Annotated in this window: 14 protein-coding genes; 6 read left to right on the forward strand and 8 right to left on the reverse strand. The window is 55.2% G+C overall.

The features are described from left to right. The first annotated feature begins 316 nt into the window (after positions 1 to 316). The 3 genes from hemE (at position 317) to hemJ (ending at position 3,463) form a co-directional block, all read left to right on the forward strand. A complete protein-coding gene (gene hemE, locus ACXAF0_RS01735) occupies positions 317 to 1,357 on the forward strand; it encodes a uroporphyrinogen decarboxylase (protein WP_475343056.1) in 1,041 nt (346 codons plus the stop codon). A gap of 200 nt (positions 1,358 to 1,557) precedes the next feature. Continuing rightward, positions 1,558 to 2,673, forward strand: coding sequence for a ferrochelatase (gene hemH, locus ACXAF0_RS01740; protein WP_475343057.1), 1,116 nt, complete (start codon positions 1,558 to 1,560; stop codon positions 2,671 to 2,673). A 361-nt stretch (positions 2,674 to 3,034) separates the two neighbouring features. Beyond that, on the forward strand, positions 3,035 to 3,463 hold the full coding sequence (gene hemJ / locus ACXAF0_RS01745) for a protoporphyrinogen oxidase HemJ (protein WP_044829906.1): 429 nt from the start codon (positions 3,035 to 3,037) through the stop codon (positions 3,461 to 3,463). A gap of 135 nt (positions 3,464 to 3,598) precedes the next feature. On the opposite strand, the gene secB is transcribed toward hemJ, so the two are convergent. Beyond that, the gene (gene secB, locus ACXAF0_RS01750) at positions 3,599 to 4,099 is read right to left on the reverse strand and encodes a protein-export chaperone SecB (protein WP_475343058.1); all 501 of its coding nucleotides are present in this window, start codon (positions 4,097 to 4,099) and stop codon (positions 3,599 to 3,601) included. A gap of 553 nt (positions 4,100 to 4,652) precedes the next feature. Further along, complete coding sequence (locus ACXAF0_RS01755) at positions 4,653 to 5,255, reverse strand: FxsA family protein (protein WP_475343059.1); 603 nt, start codon at positions 5,253 to 5,255, stop codon at positions 4,653 to 4,655. A 377-nt stretch (positions 5,256 to 5,632) separates the two neighbouring features. On the opposite strand from ACXAF0_RS01755, the gene ACXAF0_RS01760 reads away from it, so the two are divergent. From ACXAF0_RS01760 to ACXAF0_RS01770, 3 genes are all read left to right on the forward strand, one after another. Next, the gene (locus ACXAF0_RS01760; protein WP_475343060.1) at positions 5,633 to 6,340 is read left to right on the forward strand and encodes a Tim44/TimA family putative adaptor protein; all 708 of its coding nucleotides are present in this window, start codon (positions 5,633 to 5,635) and stop codon (positions 6,338 to 6,340) included. A gap of 164 nt (positions 6,341 to 6,504) precedes the next feature. Next, the gene (mltA, locus tag ACXAF0_RS01765; protein ID WP_475343061.1) at positions 6,505 to 7,785 is read left to right on the forward strand and encodes a murein transglycosylase A; all 1,281 of its coding nucleotides are present in this window, start codon (positions 6,505 to 6,507) and stop codon (positions 7,783 to 7,785) included. Beyond that, positions 7,782 to 8,147: a Dabb family protein gene (locus ACXAF0_RS01770; RefSeq protein WP_475343062.1), complete on the forward strand. Its 366-nt coding sequence runs from the start codon at positions 7,782 to 7,784 to the stop codon at positions 8,145 to 8,147. Before mltA ends, ACXAF0_RS01770 begins: the two co-directional genes overlap by 4 nt. 95 nt (positions 8,148 to 8,242) lie before the next feature. Here ACXAF0_RS01770 and ACXAF0_RS01775 read toward each other — a convergent pair whose 3' ends face one another. The 6 genes from ACXAF0_RS01775 to ACXAF0_RS01800 form a co-directional block, all read right to left on the reverse strand. After that, on the reverse strand, positions 8,243 to 10,207 hold the full coding sequence (locus ACXAF0_RS01775) for an ATP-binding protein (protein WP_475343063.1): 1,965 nt from the start codon (positions 10,205 to 10,207) through the stop codon (positions 8,243 to 8,245). Further along, positions 10,192 to 11,046: a phosphate/phosphite/phosphonate ABC transporter substrate-binding protein gene (locus ACXAF0_RS01780; protein ID WP_475343064.1), complete on the reverse strand. Its 855-nt coding sequence runs from the start codon at positions 11,044 to 11,046 to the stop codon at positions 10,192 to 10,194. Before ACXAF0_RS01780 ends, ACXAF0_RS01775 begins: the two co-directional genes overlap by 16 nt. Before the next feature lie 192 nt (positions 11,047 to 11,238). Then, positions 11,239 to 12,486, reverse strand: a complete 1,248-nt coding sequence (gene rlmN, locus ACXAF0_RS01785; RefSeq protein WP_475343065.1) for a dual-specificity RNA methyltransferase RlmN — start codon at positions 12,484 to 12,486, stop codon at positions 11,239 to 11,241. Positions 12,487 to 12,718: 232 nt separating this feature from the next. Continuing rightward, the gene (locus tag ACXAF0_RS01790; protein ID WP_475343066.1) at positions 12,719 to 13,282 is read right to left on the reverse strand and encodes an invasion associated locus B family protein; all 564 of its coding nucleotides are present in this window, start codon (positions 13,280 to 13,282) and stop codon (positions 12,719 to 12,721) included. 222 nt (positions 13,283 to 13,504) lie between these two features. Beyond that, complete coding sequence (locus tag ACXAF0_RS01795; RefSeq protein WP_475343067.1) at positions 13,505 to 14,017, reverse strand: hypothetical protein; 513 nt, start codon at positions 14,015 to 14,017, stop codon at positions 13,505 to 13,507. 12 nt (positions 14,018 to 14,029) lie between these two features. Further along, positions 14,030 to 14,527, reverse strand: a complete 498-nt coding sequence (locus ACXAF0_RS01800; RefSeq protein WP_475343068.1) for a bactofilin family protein — start codon at positions 14,525 to 14,527, stop codon at positions 14,030 to 14,032. Between the last annotated feature and the right edge of the window lie 64 nt (positions 14,528 to 14,591).

Below are 14,591 nucleotides of genomic sequence, written 5' to 3' on the forward strand. Positions count from 1 at the left end.
AAGGCAGAGTCTGAGAGTCGTTCGGAGTCGTACACAGTTTTCCCCAAGACCGCTTGAGATGAATCATTTTTCCCGAGTCGGAATGTGGATAAACTGTGCGCGAAATTTAATCCCTGTTATCCACAGGGAACCACTCACAAACAACATCCTTTTTTCTTAAATAAGGTTTTGTTAGGCAGAACGTGGAAAACGTTCGGGCAAAGGCCCCAGGACACATTTCACAAAATAACAAAACCGGTTCCGGACCATTCTAACGATCCGCTCAGAACCGGAGCCAAGCTTTAAAAGCGATCGGGACAGACGAACAGGAAACCAGATGCCCAACACCCAGAAGACCTTCTTGCGTTCCCTTGCCGGTGAAACTCTTGCCACACCGCCAATCTGGCTGATGCGGCAGGCTGGCCGCTATTTGCCAGAATACAAGGCCACGCGTGCAGAAGCAGGCTCTTTCCTTGATCTTTGCTATAATCCCGATCTTGCCTGCGAAGTTACGTTGCAGCCGCTACGGCGCTATAACTTCGATGCGGCAATATTGTTCTCCGATATCCTCGTTATACCGCAGGCACTGGGTCAGCATTTGGCATTCAAGCAGGGTGAAGGCCCACAGCTTGAGGCCATCAGAGATGCTTCGGGCCTAGGCAAGCTTTCGCTTGATGGCATTCATGACACCCTTGGTCCGATCTATGAGACGGTTTCCAAGCTCTCGACCGCCATTCCGTCCAGCACAGCGCTGATCGGCTTTGCCGGGGCACCCTGGACCGTTGCGACCTATATGGTTGAGGGTAAAGGCTCCAAGGACTTTCCCAATATTCGCCGCTTTGCCTATGGCGATCACGATGGTTTTGCCAAACTGATCGACATCGTGGTTGAGGCGACTACGCAATATTTGCTCAAACAGGTTGAAGCTGGCGCAGAATGCATTCAGCTGTTTGAAACCTGGGGCGGGGTTTTGTCCGAAACCGGCTTTAATCGCTGGGTGATCGAGCCGACCAAACAGATCGTTGCCAATTTGCGCGCCGTGCATCCGGATCTGCCGATTATCGGCTTCCCGCGGGGCTGTGGTTTGCATCTGGTGGATTTCAAACAGAAAACCGGTGTGACGGCGGTCGGCCTTGATAGCGGGGTGAAACTCGATTGGGTGGCCGAAAACCTTCAGACACTGGGGCCGGTCCAGGGCAATCTTGACCCGATGTTGCTGATCACGGGCGGTGATCCGATGTTTGATGAAGCCAAACGCATCCTCGATACGCTGGGCAAGGGGCCGTTCATCTTTAACCTTGGCCATGGCATCACGCCGGAAACCCCGCCGGAACATGTCGAGCAGCTGGTGAACTTCATTCGGGATTACAAAGGATAAATGTCGGCAATTGCTGCATTTTATTTTGTGATTTTTGAAATCAATCAAATCGATTGAAAAATTCAATGCGTATAGTGGCCTAAGTTGGTTGCGCTCCGCACCTGTTTGACCAGAATAGGCCCCGGAGCGCGAAGGATTTATGCAAATGTCCGGTTTGTCGGGAACCGGTTGAAACACGCTGTGCCATGAAGGATAGCCAAATGTCCGAAACGACGCGCAAGAAACGCGCCATTGTACTTTTCAATCTGGGGGGTCCGGACAGTCCGGCCTCTGTCGAGCCGTTTCTGTTCAACCTGTTTAACGATCCGGCGATCATCAGCCTGCCCAACCCGTTCCGGTTTTTGCTGGCAAAGCTGATTTCACGTCGCCGCGCCCCGATTGCGCGCGAGATCTATGATCATATCGGTGGCAAATCGCCGCTTCTGGAACTGACCCAGGAACAGGCCGATGCCTTGCAGGTGGCGCTCAATGGCGAAGATGACGGTTATGAAAACCGTTGCTTCATTGCCATGCGCTACTGGAAGCCGTTTGCCGATGATACCGCGGCCGAGGTCAAGGCATGGGGTGCGGTTGAACAGATTTTGCTGCCGCTTTATCCGCAATTTTCCACGACAACCAGCGGATCGTCGGTCAAGGACTGGAAACGGGCCTGCAAGAAGATAGGCCTCAGCTCCCCGATCAAGACCGCATGCTGCTATCCGACCAATCCGGGCTTTGTGGATGCATCGGCCGAAATGATCAAGGCCGGCTATGAACGGGCATGTGACAAGGCAAGCGAGCTTGGCATTGATAAGCCGCGTATCCTGTTTTCTGCCCATGGCGTGCCGAAAGCCGTGATTACCAAGCGTGGCGATCCCTATCAGTCGCAGATCGAAAAAACCTCGGCCGCGGTGGTCGAGAAGATGGCAATCGACGGGCTAGACTGGAATGTCTGCTATCAAAGCCGGGTCGGACCGATGGAATGGATCGGCCCATCGACCGAGGACGAGATCGAGCGTGCTGGCAAAGAAAACAAGGCGATTGTCGTTGTGCCGATTGCCTTTGTCACCGAGCATTCGGAAACCCTGGTCGAACTCGATATCGAATATGGCGAACTGGCGCATGAAAAACATGTGCCGGTCTATGAGCGGGTGCGCACGGTGTGCTCCCATCCGAAATTCATCAACGGTCTTGTTTCGGTTGTAAAACAAACTCAGGAAGAACTTGATGAAAAGGGTGCCGATGACCCGTCGGTTGAGACGCGCGGCTGGTGGTGCCCGGATGAACATTCCTGTGCTGCGGCCAAACAGCCCGGTCTGAAGCCCGCCGGGGCCTAGATCACACATCGCATGCCGATCAGGCCGGTTCCATTGGGGGATCGGCCTTTTTGCTGTTAAGGTTGGCGCACCGCACGCTAAACATCGGGTCCAAACTCAGTCACATGACCGCCCCGGCAACTGATATGAGAGAAAAAGCTAGGAAAAGCCCGCAGAGCGGGGTGATCCCCGGTCAAGGGTTTTGACGCAGAGGCTTTCTCTCATATCAATTGTCCTTTGGATCACCCGGATTTGCACGGGCTATGTTGTCGCAAAATCTTGAAAGATATAGATCTTCCTGCGATTTTGCTCCGCATATCCGCACAAATCCGGGAGACCGCGACGATTATGTGACTGAGTTTGGACCCGAAAGAAGAGAGAGATGGATAGTTACAGCATTATCAAATCCCTGCATGTCATCAGCGTGATCGCCTGGATGGCGGGTCTTCTGTATCTGCCGCGGCTTTATGTCTATCACTGCGAAGTGGCGCCGGGATCGGAAGCCAGCGAGAAGTTCAAGGTGATGGAACGCCGTTTGCTGCGTGCGATCATGAACCCGGCGATGATTGCCACCTGGCTGTTTGGCGGCCATCTGGTCTTTGCCATTGATGCCCTGTCGCAGGGTTGGTTCCACGCCAAGCTTTTATGTGTGGTGCTGATGACCATCTCGCACATGATGTTGGCGCGTTATCGCCGCGCGTTCGAAGCGGATGCCAACACCAAATCGCAGAAATTCTATCGCATTTTCAATGAAGTACCGACGGTTCTGATGATCATCGTCGTCTTCATGGTGATCGCAAAACCGTTCTGATTGCTAGCGGGTTGCCAGACGGCATCCGACGAATTCGCATTTCATTACGATTTTAAAATAAAAAGGCCGCCAAACTGGCGGCCTTTGTCTTTATATTGTTTTGGTATCGAACCAAAAGCAATATGATGGGCTCAATCAGGCGTTTCCGGCCGGCTGACCTTCCATCTTTTTGGCGAATTTCTTGCGGAAAAGATCAGCAAAATCAATCTGCTGCATCATCAGCGGCGGGAAGCCACCATCTGCGGTCAGGTCAGAGATGATCTTGCGGACATACGGGAACAGCATACGCGGCACTTCGATCATCAGAACCGGCAGGCGATGTTCGTCAGAAACATTGAGCGTTACCACAGCGCCATACTGCAGTTCGGCAATGAAGGCGACCTTTTCAGCAACGTCGGCTTTGACATTGATCTTGATGGTGACTTCGTGAAGTTTCTGGTCCTGGGTGGTGCGGGCCTCAACATCAACATCAATATTGATTTGCGGCTGCTGCTGCAGGGCAACGCTTTCCGGTGCGTTCGGGTTTTCGAACGACAGATCCTTGATATACTGGGTATGGATCGTGATCGGGTTTGACGGCTGCTGCTGCTGTTGGTCTGCAGCGCCTTCTGCACCGGTGGTATTCTCGTCGGCCATTAAAGTCTAGCTCCCTTAGAGGTCATTTTGCCTTGATCAGAAAAAAGCGCTCAGTTTGGCGCGCGGCCCTTACTGAAATGCTTGTTACTGACGCCGCCTCATCGCGGCAGATGAATTGGACTTGTTGGCCTAGCACGTCTGACAGAGACGGGCAAGCCAATCGCAAGACGCGCAAAGCGCTTAATTCTGCGGGTTTGCCTGATGTCATTTGCCATCAGACCCCTAGAATCAAAGAAGGTTGACTAGAGCACGTCGCGCTTAATTTGCATCATTTTGTTTGATTTTGGCGGCGTTTCGCGGCGTTACACCGTTTGACCGATGCGCCGCATCGCTCTGCACGCCGTGCCTTGCCAAACGGCACGCCAAAATCAAACCCTTCGGGCCGGGACAGTCTTTCGCCCCACTGCGTCAGGATCCTTGACCGTAGCGCCGCTACGCTCTGCGGATCTTTCCTTGTGCGACAGAAGACTGTCTCCGGCAAAATGGCGCAGATTAAACGCGACGTGCTCTAACATATCAGCCAACCTTCTGATTTTGTGATTTTCCCGTGAAATCAGCGCGTCTCGTCGCGTGGATCGTTATGGGGCGGCAGATTGCGCGGTGTTTCCGTATCGTCACCCTGCCCGGTATCGTTGGACGGATCATGCGGGCTGACATCTTCGAAATCGCCATCAATGATCGGTCCCGCACCGGGTCGGCGGGTCCCGCCTGCGCCCGGACCACGTGCGCCGTGTGGTCCATGTGGACCGCCGGGATGTGATCCGCCAAATCCGCCGCCGAAATTGGTGCGGATATTGCCCGACTGGACGAGCTTCATGATGACTTTGGCCCCGATCAGCTGACGCAGTGGCGGCACCAGAAGCAGGAAGCCAAACGTATCGGTGACAAACCCAGGCGTCAGCAACAACACACCGGCCACCAGAATGCAGATTCCGTCAAACATCGCCCCGATGGGCATTTCGCCCTGATCCATCTGGCTTTGTGCCTTGGCAAGGGTCTGCAGGCCCTGGGCGCGCATCAGCGACGTGCCAATGATGGCGGTCAGGACAACCACACCAATGGTCGGCCACAGCCCGATCAGTTCGCCGGCCTGGATAAAGACCGCGATCTCGATGATCGGCATGGCGACGAATATCGCGAGAAAATAAAAGCCCATTTCTTCTCCGTTTACTGGCGATTTTTTAGCACAGCGGCCCGCAAGTATCGCTTTAACACATGATGTTTGTGCTCAAAGCTGACGTCTTGCTGAAACTATTGCAGAAAACAACTTGGATTTCAGTGATTTCTCATTAATCTGCAGACTGTCGTCCTTATAGATGGTCGGGACGCTAAAACGACAACGCGACAAAAATGCGGCAGATCGTCCTTTGGCCCCATATGCCTGAGGATGGTGCAGGTGAAGGGTGAAGATGATCACATCTTCGGGCGCGATCGGCAGTTGCCCTTGCATTTGGTTAAGTTCATACCATCTCTCGACCACGGTTGTGATATAAGTGCAACCAGTTTGAAACCACTAGGATCAAGAGACCGGTCTTGCAGTATTTCGATATATTCTTATTCGCTCTGATTGCGGTTTTCCTTGTGCTGCGTCTGCGCGGCGTTCTGGGCCGGCGTACCGGCAATGAAAAACAGGGACCGTCCGATATCTTTGGCCGTCAGACCCATGACAATGCCCATGAAAATGATGGTCAGAACGACACCGCTCCTCAGACCGATAACGTTTATCGCCTGCCGGACTCCGGTAACGATCAGGAAGACGCAAATGTTCCGTCCGGCACGTTTGCGACCCTGCAGCAGATCCAGAAACACGATCCGAACTTTACCCAGCAGGACTTCCTGAATGGTGCGCGCATGGCGTTCGAAATGATCGTCGAATATTTCGCCAAGGGCGACAAGGACGGTCTGAACCCGCTGCTTTCGGCCGAGGTGTACAAGAATTTCGCATCTGCCATTGATGCGCGCGCTGAAAAAGGCGAGCACGAGGAAACCACCCTGGTCGGCATCAAGAGCGCGTCCATCCATGATGCCAGCCTTGAAGGCCGCACGGCCTATGTCACGGTGAAGTTCGTTTCCGAGGAAGTTTCGGTCATCCGCAATGCCGAAGGCGATGTGGTTGATGGTGACCCCAATCAGGTGGTCGAGGCCGAAGACCTTTGGACATTTGCGCGCAATATCGAAAGCCGCGATCCGAACTGGCAGCTGGTGGCAACCGAAACCCCGGAAGAAGAAACCACCGACTGATCCGGGTTTCGTAAAAACCGAATACATATCAAAGGCGATACGACAAACCGGGTCGCCTTTTTTCATGTCCGGATGACACGGCGCGCGGGCAGTTATCGCCTTGTTAAGCATGTCAGGGGCAAGATCGGGTTTTCGTAGAACTGTTCTGAAAAACGGATTCCATCTTGAAAAGACGACTGGTTTTATCGCGCAGCCTTTCGCTGATTTCCGTCCTGGTGGGTGCGGCGGCGGCCCTGATCTGGATGTTCTGGCCACAAATTACCGGACAGATCGAACCTCCGGCCGAGGTTGAAGACAAACTGACGCTCCGCCCGGCGAGTTTTGGGGAACTTGATGGCTGGCAGGGCGATGACATGCGCGGCTCGGTGCGCGCTTTTGCCCGGTCGTGCAAGGCGATGCTCAGGCGTGATGATGACCGGGCCGTTGGCCCCGATCCGCGCATGGGAACGATTGGCCAGTGGCGCGATCTTTGCCAGACGGCGGTTACGATTGATGTCGAAAGCCTGCGCAAAGAAGACGCAGGGACCTTCTTTGAAAGCGGCTTCAGACCGTATCTCAGCGGTAATCGCGATAAGGCAGAAGGCCTGTTCACCGGCTATTACGAGCCGGAATTGCAAGGCCAGCTGGCCCGTGGGGGCGCCTATCAAACCCCGCTTTATCTCAAACCAAATGACATGGTTTCGATTGATCTTGGCGAGTTTCGCGAGGATCTCAAAGGCACCAAGCTGGTCGGGCGTTTGTCGGGCAGTTCGGTAAAACCCTATTACGACCGCGAAGCGATCGAAGAAGGGGCGTTATCCGAGCGCGATCTTGAGCTGGTCTGGGTGGATGACGCGGTCGATGCGTTTTTCCTGCAAATTCAGGGATCTGGCCGGGTGGTTTTGCCTGATGACAGCGTGCTGCGCGTTGGCTATGCCGCAACCAATGGGCATCCCTACTTTGCCATCGGACGTGAACTGATTGCGCGTGGGGTGCTAACGCGTGAGACCGTATCGCTGCAATCGATCCGCAAATGGTTGCATGACAATCCGGACGAAGCCGATGCGGTGATGAATACCAACGCATCTTATGTGTTTTTCCAACCGCTTAAGGTGGATCCCAATGATCCCGAGGCCGGACCACTGGGATCGCAGGGCGTGCCGTTGGAACCTGGTCGGTCACTGGCGGTGGATCGGCGGTTCCATGCCATGGGGGTGCCGGTCTGGCTTGAAACCAGCGATCCGATGAATGCAGACCGCAAATTCCGGCGTTTGATGATCGCCCAGGATACCGGCGGGGCCATTCGTGGGCCGGTGCGCGGTGATATCTTCTTTGGCCCGGGCGAGGACGCCGCCCTTTATGCCGGGCATATGAACCGGCCCGGTCAGAAATATGTCCTGCTGCCCAAAACCATCGATCCGGCAAGCTGGCAGGTTGCAGATGGCTCGAGGGGGGACAGTTCATGATCCGTCATATCGTCCTTTTGCAGATTCCAAACTACGCCGACCCGACCGAGGTCGAGACCATGTTCCGCCAACTTGAGCAGGCCGCCCTTGCCGTACCAGGGACGGTGGCCTTTTGTGGCGGGGCGAAGCTTCCCGGAAGCTGGATGGGTCAGGGGTTTACCCACGCCGTGAATATTGATTTTGTCGATGAGGCCGCACGCGATGCCTATCTTGCGGAACTTGATCGCGATCGGGTGGGCAGCAGATTGTCCGAGATGACCGAAGGCGGCCTTGGCGGCATCCTGATCATGAACATCAATATCGACAATATCACCACCCCGCAAAAGGACCTGACGAAAAAGCCGCAGCTGCGCTGGGAATAATCAAACAGATATATCTGATTATCCTTAATGTAGTAAAATCGTCGGATAGCTGCGCCTGAAATCCCGTTACCGAATCATTTTGCTGATCAATTAACTTAGGCCGCAACCGATGCATCACGCGGCAACTGAATGACAAAGCGCGTACCTTCGCCCGGTTTGCTGTCGACAGCCAGGTTGCCTGAATGGTTCTTGCAAATGATCGCGCGTGAGATCGACAAGCCCTGCCCCGTACCCTTGCCAATTTCCTTGGTGGTGTAGAATGGATCGAAGATGCGTTTGCGGACCTCTTCGGGCATGCCGGTGCCATTGTCGGTCACGACCATATAGACCGATTCTTCATCCTGACAGGCGGTGATGGTGATCAGGCCATCTTGCGGGTCGCCCTGATCGCGGCGTTCCTTGATGGCGTCAGCCGCATTAATGATCAGATTGACCAGAACCTGCCCCAACTCGCCGGAATTGACGACAAGCGGGGCGATAGTGTCGTCGATCTCGGTCTTGAGTTCGGCGACATAGCGCCACTGATTGGTGGTGACCGTCACCGCATTGCGGATCACTTCGGCGAGATTGGTCAGTTGGGCATTGCCTTGACCCGGATGGGAGTAAATCTTGATCGCCTTGACGATATCGGTAATCCGCTTGAGGCCGTCTTCGGTCTGTTCGAGCGCATCGGGCATTTCTTCGCGCAGGAAATCAACATCATAGCGTTCATTGAGCAGGGCAATGACGGCTTGCTTCTTGGTTTTGACAAGCTCGTCTTCAAGATCCTTGGCATAGGCGGACAGGCGGTTGGCGGCATCCTTGATGAAGCCGAGGTTGGAATCGACAAACTGGATCGGGGTGTTGAGCTCATGCGCGATGCCACCGGCAAGCGTACCCAGGCTTTCGAGGCGTTGCTTGCCAAGTTCGGTGAATTCTTCGCGACGGCGGTCTTCGGCCTTGCGATGAAGTTCCGACACATCGGTCGAAACAATCACCCGCCCGCCATCGGGCAAGCGGCACATGTGATTAAGGATAATGCGCTGATCAAACAGCTGAAATTCCCATTGTGCCTGCTCTTCCAACCCGGCCGTCTGTTCAAGTTGAATGCGGATGCGGTCTTCTTCCGGCACAGTGCGGCTATTGATAGAGACGTCGACAGAGGGCATCAGGCCGACATTATGGACCTGTTCGGACACCATGCGATCAAGCGGGATCGACATGCCTTCGGGGATGGCATCAAGCTCATACATCTCGCGACAGGCGCGGTTGATATGAATGACTTCGTCTGCGCCGTTGATGATGGTGACGGCCTGGGGAATGTTTTGCAGGGCGGCATATAGGCGGTCTTCGGCCTGAACGCGGCGGTTATCGGTTTCGCGCAGGACAGTTTCGGCCCGGTTGCGATAGGCGAGCAACGCGGTCGACATGGTATTGAAGCTGTGCGCGGTATCGGCCAGTTCATCCTGTCCGCGCAGCTCCATGGTATAGCCGAAATCACCCGCCGCGACACGCGCCGCGGCATCCTGAAGCCGGCTGAGCTGGCGGGTGAGAAAGCCGCCCAGCATGCTGCCAAATGCGGCAACCAGCAGGATTTCAGCCGCGGCAATACCGAGCATCCATTCGCCGGCTTCGGCAATGGTTTCATGGAGTTGTGTCGTCGACAGGCCAAGTTCAACAGTGCCAAACACCGTATTGCCGATCAAGATCGGTGCAGCGACATCATAGACATTGTCAGTGTCGGCATCGGAAATGGTACTATCGGCAACAAACGAACGCCTGAGAATGAGCGGATCGCCAGCCGCAGCCAGAACATTACCGTCGACATCGCGCACACGGGCATAGGTGATACCGGGATTGTCGATGGCTTGGGCGACCAGTTCTGCAATGGTTGCCAGATCAAGGGCTACAACGGCATCGGTCGTCATAGTAGCAAGCAATTTCGAGGATGTCTGTGCCTGTTCAATCAACCGGGTCTCGTTTGAGGACCGAAGATAACCAAGTCCGCTGATGACGAGAATGGCCAACAGAGTAATTTCGATGATGGCGATGCCGAGAACTGTTTTTAGCCGGAATGACATTGGTTGCTGTCCTCAACAACGACACCGGTGTCTTTTTTCGTCAGGCCAAGCCCACGAATATCATCCCAATCACCGTCAACACCCGCCTCGATCCCCTTCATGCCCAGCGGAGCGAGGGTATCTGCATCAAGTGCGGTCAGTGCATCACGAAAAGCCTTGGCCTGTTCTTCGGTCAAGGTGGAATGCACGGCAAAGGCATGCGGGGAATAGGGATCGGTCTGATAGAACACGCTCAACTGATCGCGGATGGCATCAGGAATGGTGTTCCAGGTGCGTTTGACGCCGCCACCGGCAACGGTCAGACCATTGGCGACCGCCATATAGACCGAATCGTGCGAGTTGACGTAGTTTTCGCTAATGGAAATACCGCGTCCGGCGATTTCGGCGCGGGGAATGACACTGGCGCCAAAGGCGGCCGGGGATGGAAAGGCCACTTCCTGACCATCGAGATCATCAAGGGTTTCAATCGTGCTGTCCTTGCGGGTGACCAGAAGACCACGCAGGCGATGATCCTGCTGGCGGCCGATGGCGCGATAGCCACTCACATCACTGAAAACGACATAGTGATACGGGTTCATATAGGCGATGTCATAAGCGCCCTGCGCCAAGCAGGCCTCAAAGGTCGGGATGTCCTTGGCAGTGGCGAACTTGATCTGATAGCCGCTTTTCTGTTCCAGCTTTTCAAGGATCGGCAGCCAGATGCGGGCCAGACGGCTGGCCGACTGTTGCGGGACGACCCCGAAACTGAGCGATGTGTGGTCATTTGCCTGTGCATTACTGGGCACGACGGTGGCTATGGTCAGGGCAAAGGCCATCAGGGCGGTTTTACGAGCAGCCATTTCCGGTCTCCGGCAGGGTTCCTTGATGGTGCCGAAATTACGCCATGGGAAAATTGCCCAATATCCCAATTTGGGGAGTGTCGTTTACCCAGTCCGTCATGAAGCGCTGATCACGCAGAGGTAATTGGCTGCCAAAAACAAAAAACCCGCTGTTTCCAGCGGGTTTCGTGTGTATTCCGAGGCGTTGCGGTTTTACTGGGCGGCAACGACCTTGTCGTCACCGGGGCCGGTTTTGCCACAGCCACCAGCGGATCCAACGCGTGATTTGCGCTGACGCTGGCTTTCGGATTTGAGCTGACCACAGGCCGCCAAGATATCGCGGCCGCGCGGCCAGCGGATCGGGGCTTCGTAGCCGTTATCGAGCAGAATTTGCGCGAATTTCTTGATGTCGTTGGTCGGCGTGCATTCGTAATCCGAACCCGGCCATTTGTTGAACGGGATCAGGTTGAACTTGCAGTGAACGCCTTTGACCAGCTTGGCAAGTGCGCGGGCATGTTCGGGTTTGTCGTTCACGCCTTTGAGCATGACATATTCCATGGTGATCGGACGCGCATTGGACATGCCCGGATAGTTCCGGCAGGCATCCATCAGTTCTTTCAGCGGATATTTCTTGTTGATCGGCATGATTTCGTTGCGCAAATCATCATCAGGTGCATGCAGCGAAATCGCCAGACCAACACCAAGATCCTCGCCACAACGTACGATTTCCGGCACCACGCCCGAGGTCGAGAGCGTGACACGGCGGCGCGAGATCGAAATGCCTTCGCCGTCCATGGCAATGCGCAGCGCATCGCGAACGTTTTCATAGTTAAACAGCGGCTCGCCCATGCCCATCATGACGATGTTCGACAGGCGGCGGATGCCATTGGCCGGGGTCGGCCATTCGCCGTAGCTGTCACGTGCAACCATGAACTGGCTGACGATTTCGCCCGGGGTCAGGTTGCGCACCAGAAGCTGTGTGCCGGTATGGCAGAATTTGCAGGTCAGCGTGCAGCCGACCTGGGATGAAATGCAGACAGCACCGCGATCTTCGTTGCGATCGGGGATATAGACCGTCTCGGCCTCATTCCCGTCATGGAATTTCATCAGCCATTTATGGGTATCGTCCGAGCTTTTCTGATCGGCTGTCAGAAGCGGACGACCGACATAGAAGTCCTGGGAAAGACGATCACGCAGCTTTTTGGAAATGTTGGTCATGTCCTCGATGTCGGTGACACCGCGGTTATAGATCCAGTTCCAGAGCTGTTTGACGCGGAATTTGCTTTCACCCATGCCGGCCATGATTTCGGTCAGCTCTTCGCGGGTGATGCCCACCAGATCACGACGGCCGTCGGCAGCCTGCCCATTGGCGGCGCGCGAAACGAAGTCGGACAGCGATGGCCCGTCCTGCGTCGCAGGGGCATCGGTCTGGGGTGCGTTTTCGGTCAGGACGTCGGTCATCCCGGGCTCTCTCTTTTAAGTATTGTGGGTTTGCCGGACGGTTTTTGGACCGTCTCTTTCTGGCGTCCGCGGGACTATACCAGAAATGATGCAAAAATGCTTGGCCCCGCATATAGCGGGGCCGGGTCGATTTAGAAACGATAAATTTCACATTGCTGCTATCACAGCAGTGCAGTCGCGGTTGCAAATCGGGCCGTGGCGGCCCCACCATACGGTTTGATCGGGCGTGTGATCAGTTGACCGGCTTGGTGTTGCAAGCCTTTGAAATCGCGTTATAGGCGGCAGTAAAGCCCGAAAGCGAATAGGTGTCGGTGGTCTTGGTCCCGCGCGAGGAATAGCCGACCACAACCATGGTCGATCCTGCTTTCATCGAGCTGACCAGTTTGCGGTCTTCTTCGCTGTTGGTCGCCCAGGCGGAATCGTCATGGGTAAACAGCTTGAAACGTTTGGAATCGATTCGAAGATCCACCTCGCTGCCCGATTTATAGGTATAGCCGGTGATAAAGCTGACTTCATTGAGCAGTTTCAGGGCCGGGCGGTGGGTGACCATGACATAGATTTTGCCGCGCTGGGTGTAGTCGCCTTTGGCCGAGGTCGGCTGGCTGCCCATATAGCAGACTTTCTGGCCGTCTTCGGAATAGGTGTAGGCTTCCCACTTGCTGTAGACATCAATCAGCTGCGGGGAGTTCTGTGCCTGTGCGCCGCTGGTCGGCAGACCAAGGGCAAGAAGACAGGCAATGGCGCCAAAAGCGGCGGCAAACGAATTTCTGACGAGACGATGGGCGTGTTTTTTCATGAGGTCGCGTATCGTGTCTGAAGTTTCGGGATGGTCCGGCGGACCGCGTTTGGATGCATAAAATCCAATGGATATGGCAAATTTATGAGCTCGTTTTCCGAGATTGCCGCCAAAAGGTAAAGATTAAACCAAGGAATGCATCCGGATGCCGATCAGACCAGGATTTTTAGAAAGTTTTTAATCTGCAGATCGGAAAAACGCGACGTCGATGCGCTTTGGACCCTAGCCGCGGGCGAGATGCTGTTTGACCACCTGATCAAGGCAGTCCTGCACCGTGATCGGCTGATTTCCCCGGCGCATGCGGGCCAGCATGTGGCGCAATTCGCGGGGTGCGCCCTCGGTTGCGGGGGCGAAAAAGGCATCAAAGGAGCAGAGGTCCGAGCGATATTGCCAGACGCGGATATCGCCTTCGCCGCGGATCATTTCCGGCGCGCCGATCTTGGCTTCGACTTCCTGTTCAGACAGCCCCTTAAGCGTTGCGTTGGGAACCGGTTTGAACGGAATGGCTGCCGATCTGCCGGTTCGGGAGTTTTCCGGTTTCTGGCGAGTATCGGGTTGGGTTGTGATGACATTGCCCTGGGCGTCAAGCTGCCCGTAATTGGTGTTTGTCGAACCCGGCGGCACAGATGCCCCGCCACACGCGACCAGACCCATGGCCATGGCGGCCAGAAGCAAAATCACCCCGACAGGACGGGTGATGTCCGTTCGGGGTGTGTTTCGGGTCAGATCAATCATGCGCAGCAAAAATCAGGAATCGTCTGATTTGCGCGGGATGGTGATCGCACCGCTATTGCCAGAGCGGTTGATGCCGGTGTCCGATCCTTCGACATAGTCGAGTTCGCCTTTGATGCGGCCACCGTTTTCGATCTGAAGCACGCTATAGGTGATCTTGCCGCTGATTTCAGCCGAGTTTACGACAACCACGCGGCCTGCGGTCAGTTCGCCTTCGAACTTGCCGCTGATTTCGGCCTCGTCAACCTGGGCCGAACCGATGAAGCTGCCGCCTTCAGAAACTTCGAGGCGCGAGCATTCCTGGATCTGGGCTTCGACAACGCCCTCGACGACCAGAATATCACAGGAACCAATTTCACCTTTGAGCGTGATGTCGCGACCAACTGTCAGCTTTTTGCCTTCGGCGTTGCCGCCCTGGCCTGCCGGACGGCCCGAGCTGCCACGGGTCGGGATTTCAAGCGGGCGCTTGGGGATTTCCGGGCGGAAGTTGGTGGAGTGCGGTCTACTGGACATTTGCGGTTCATCCTTTGTGCGCGGCTGGGTGAAGAGTCGCGGCTCACTTCGATTTTCTGATTTT

Source organism: Thalassospira sp. ABD4_177 (assembly GCF_056160125.1).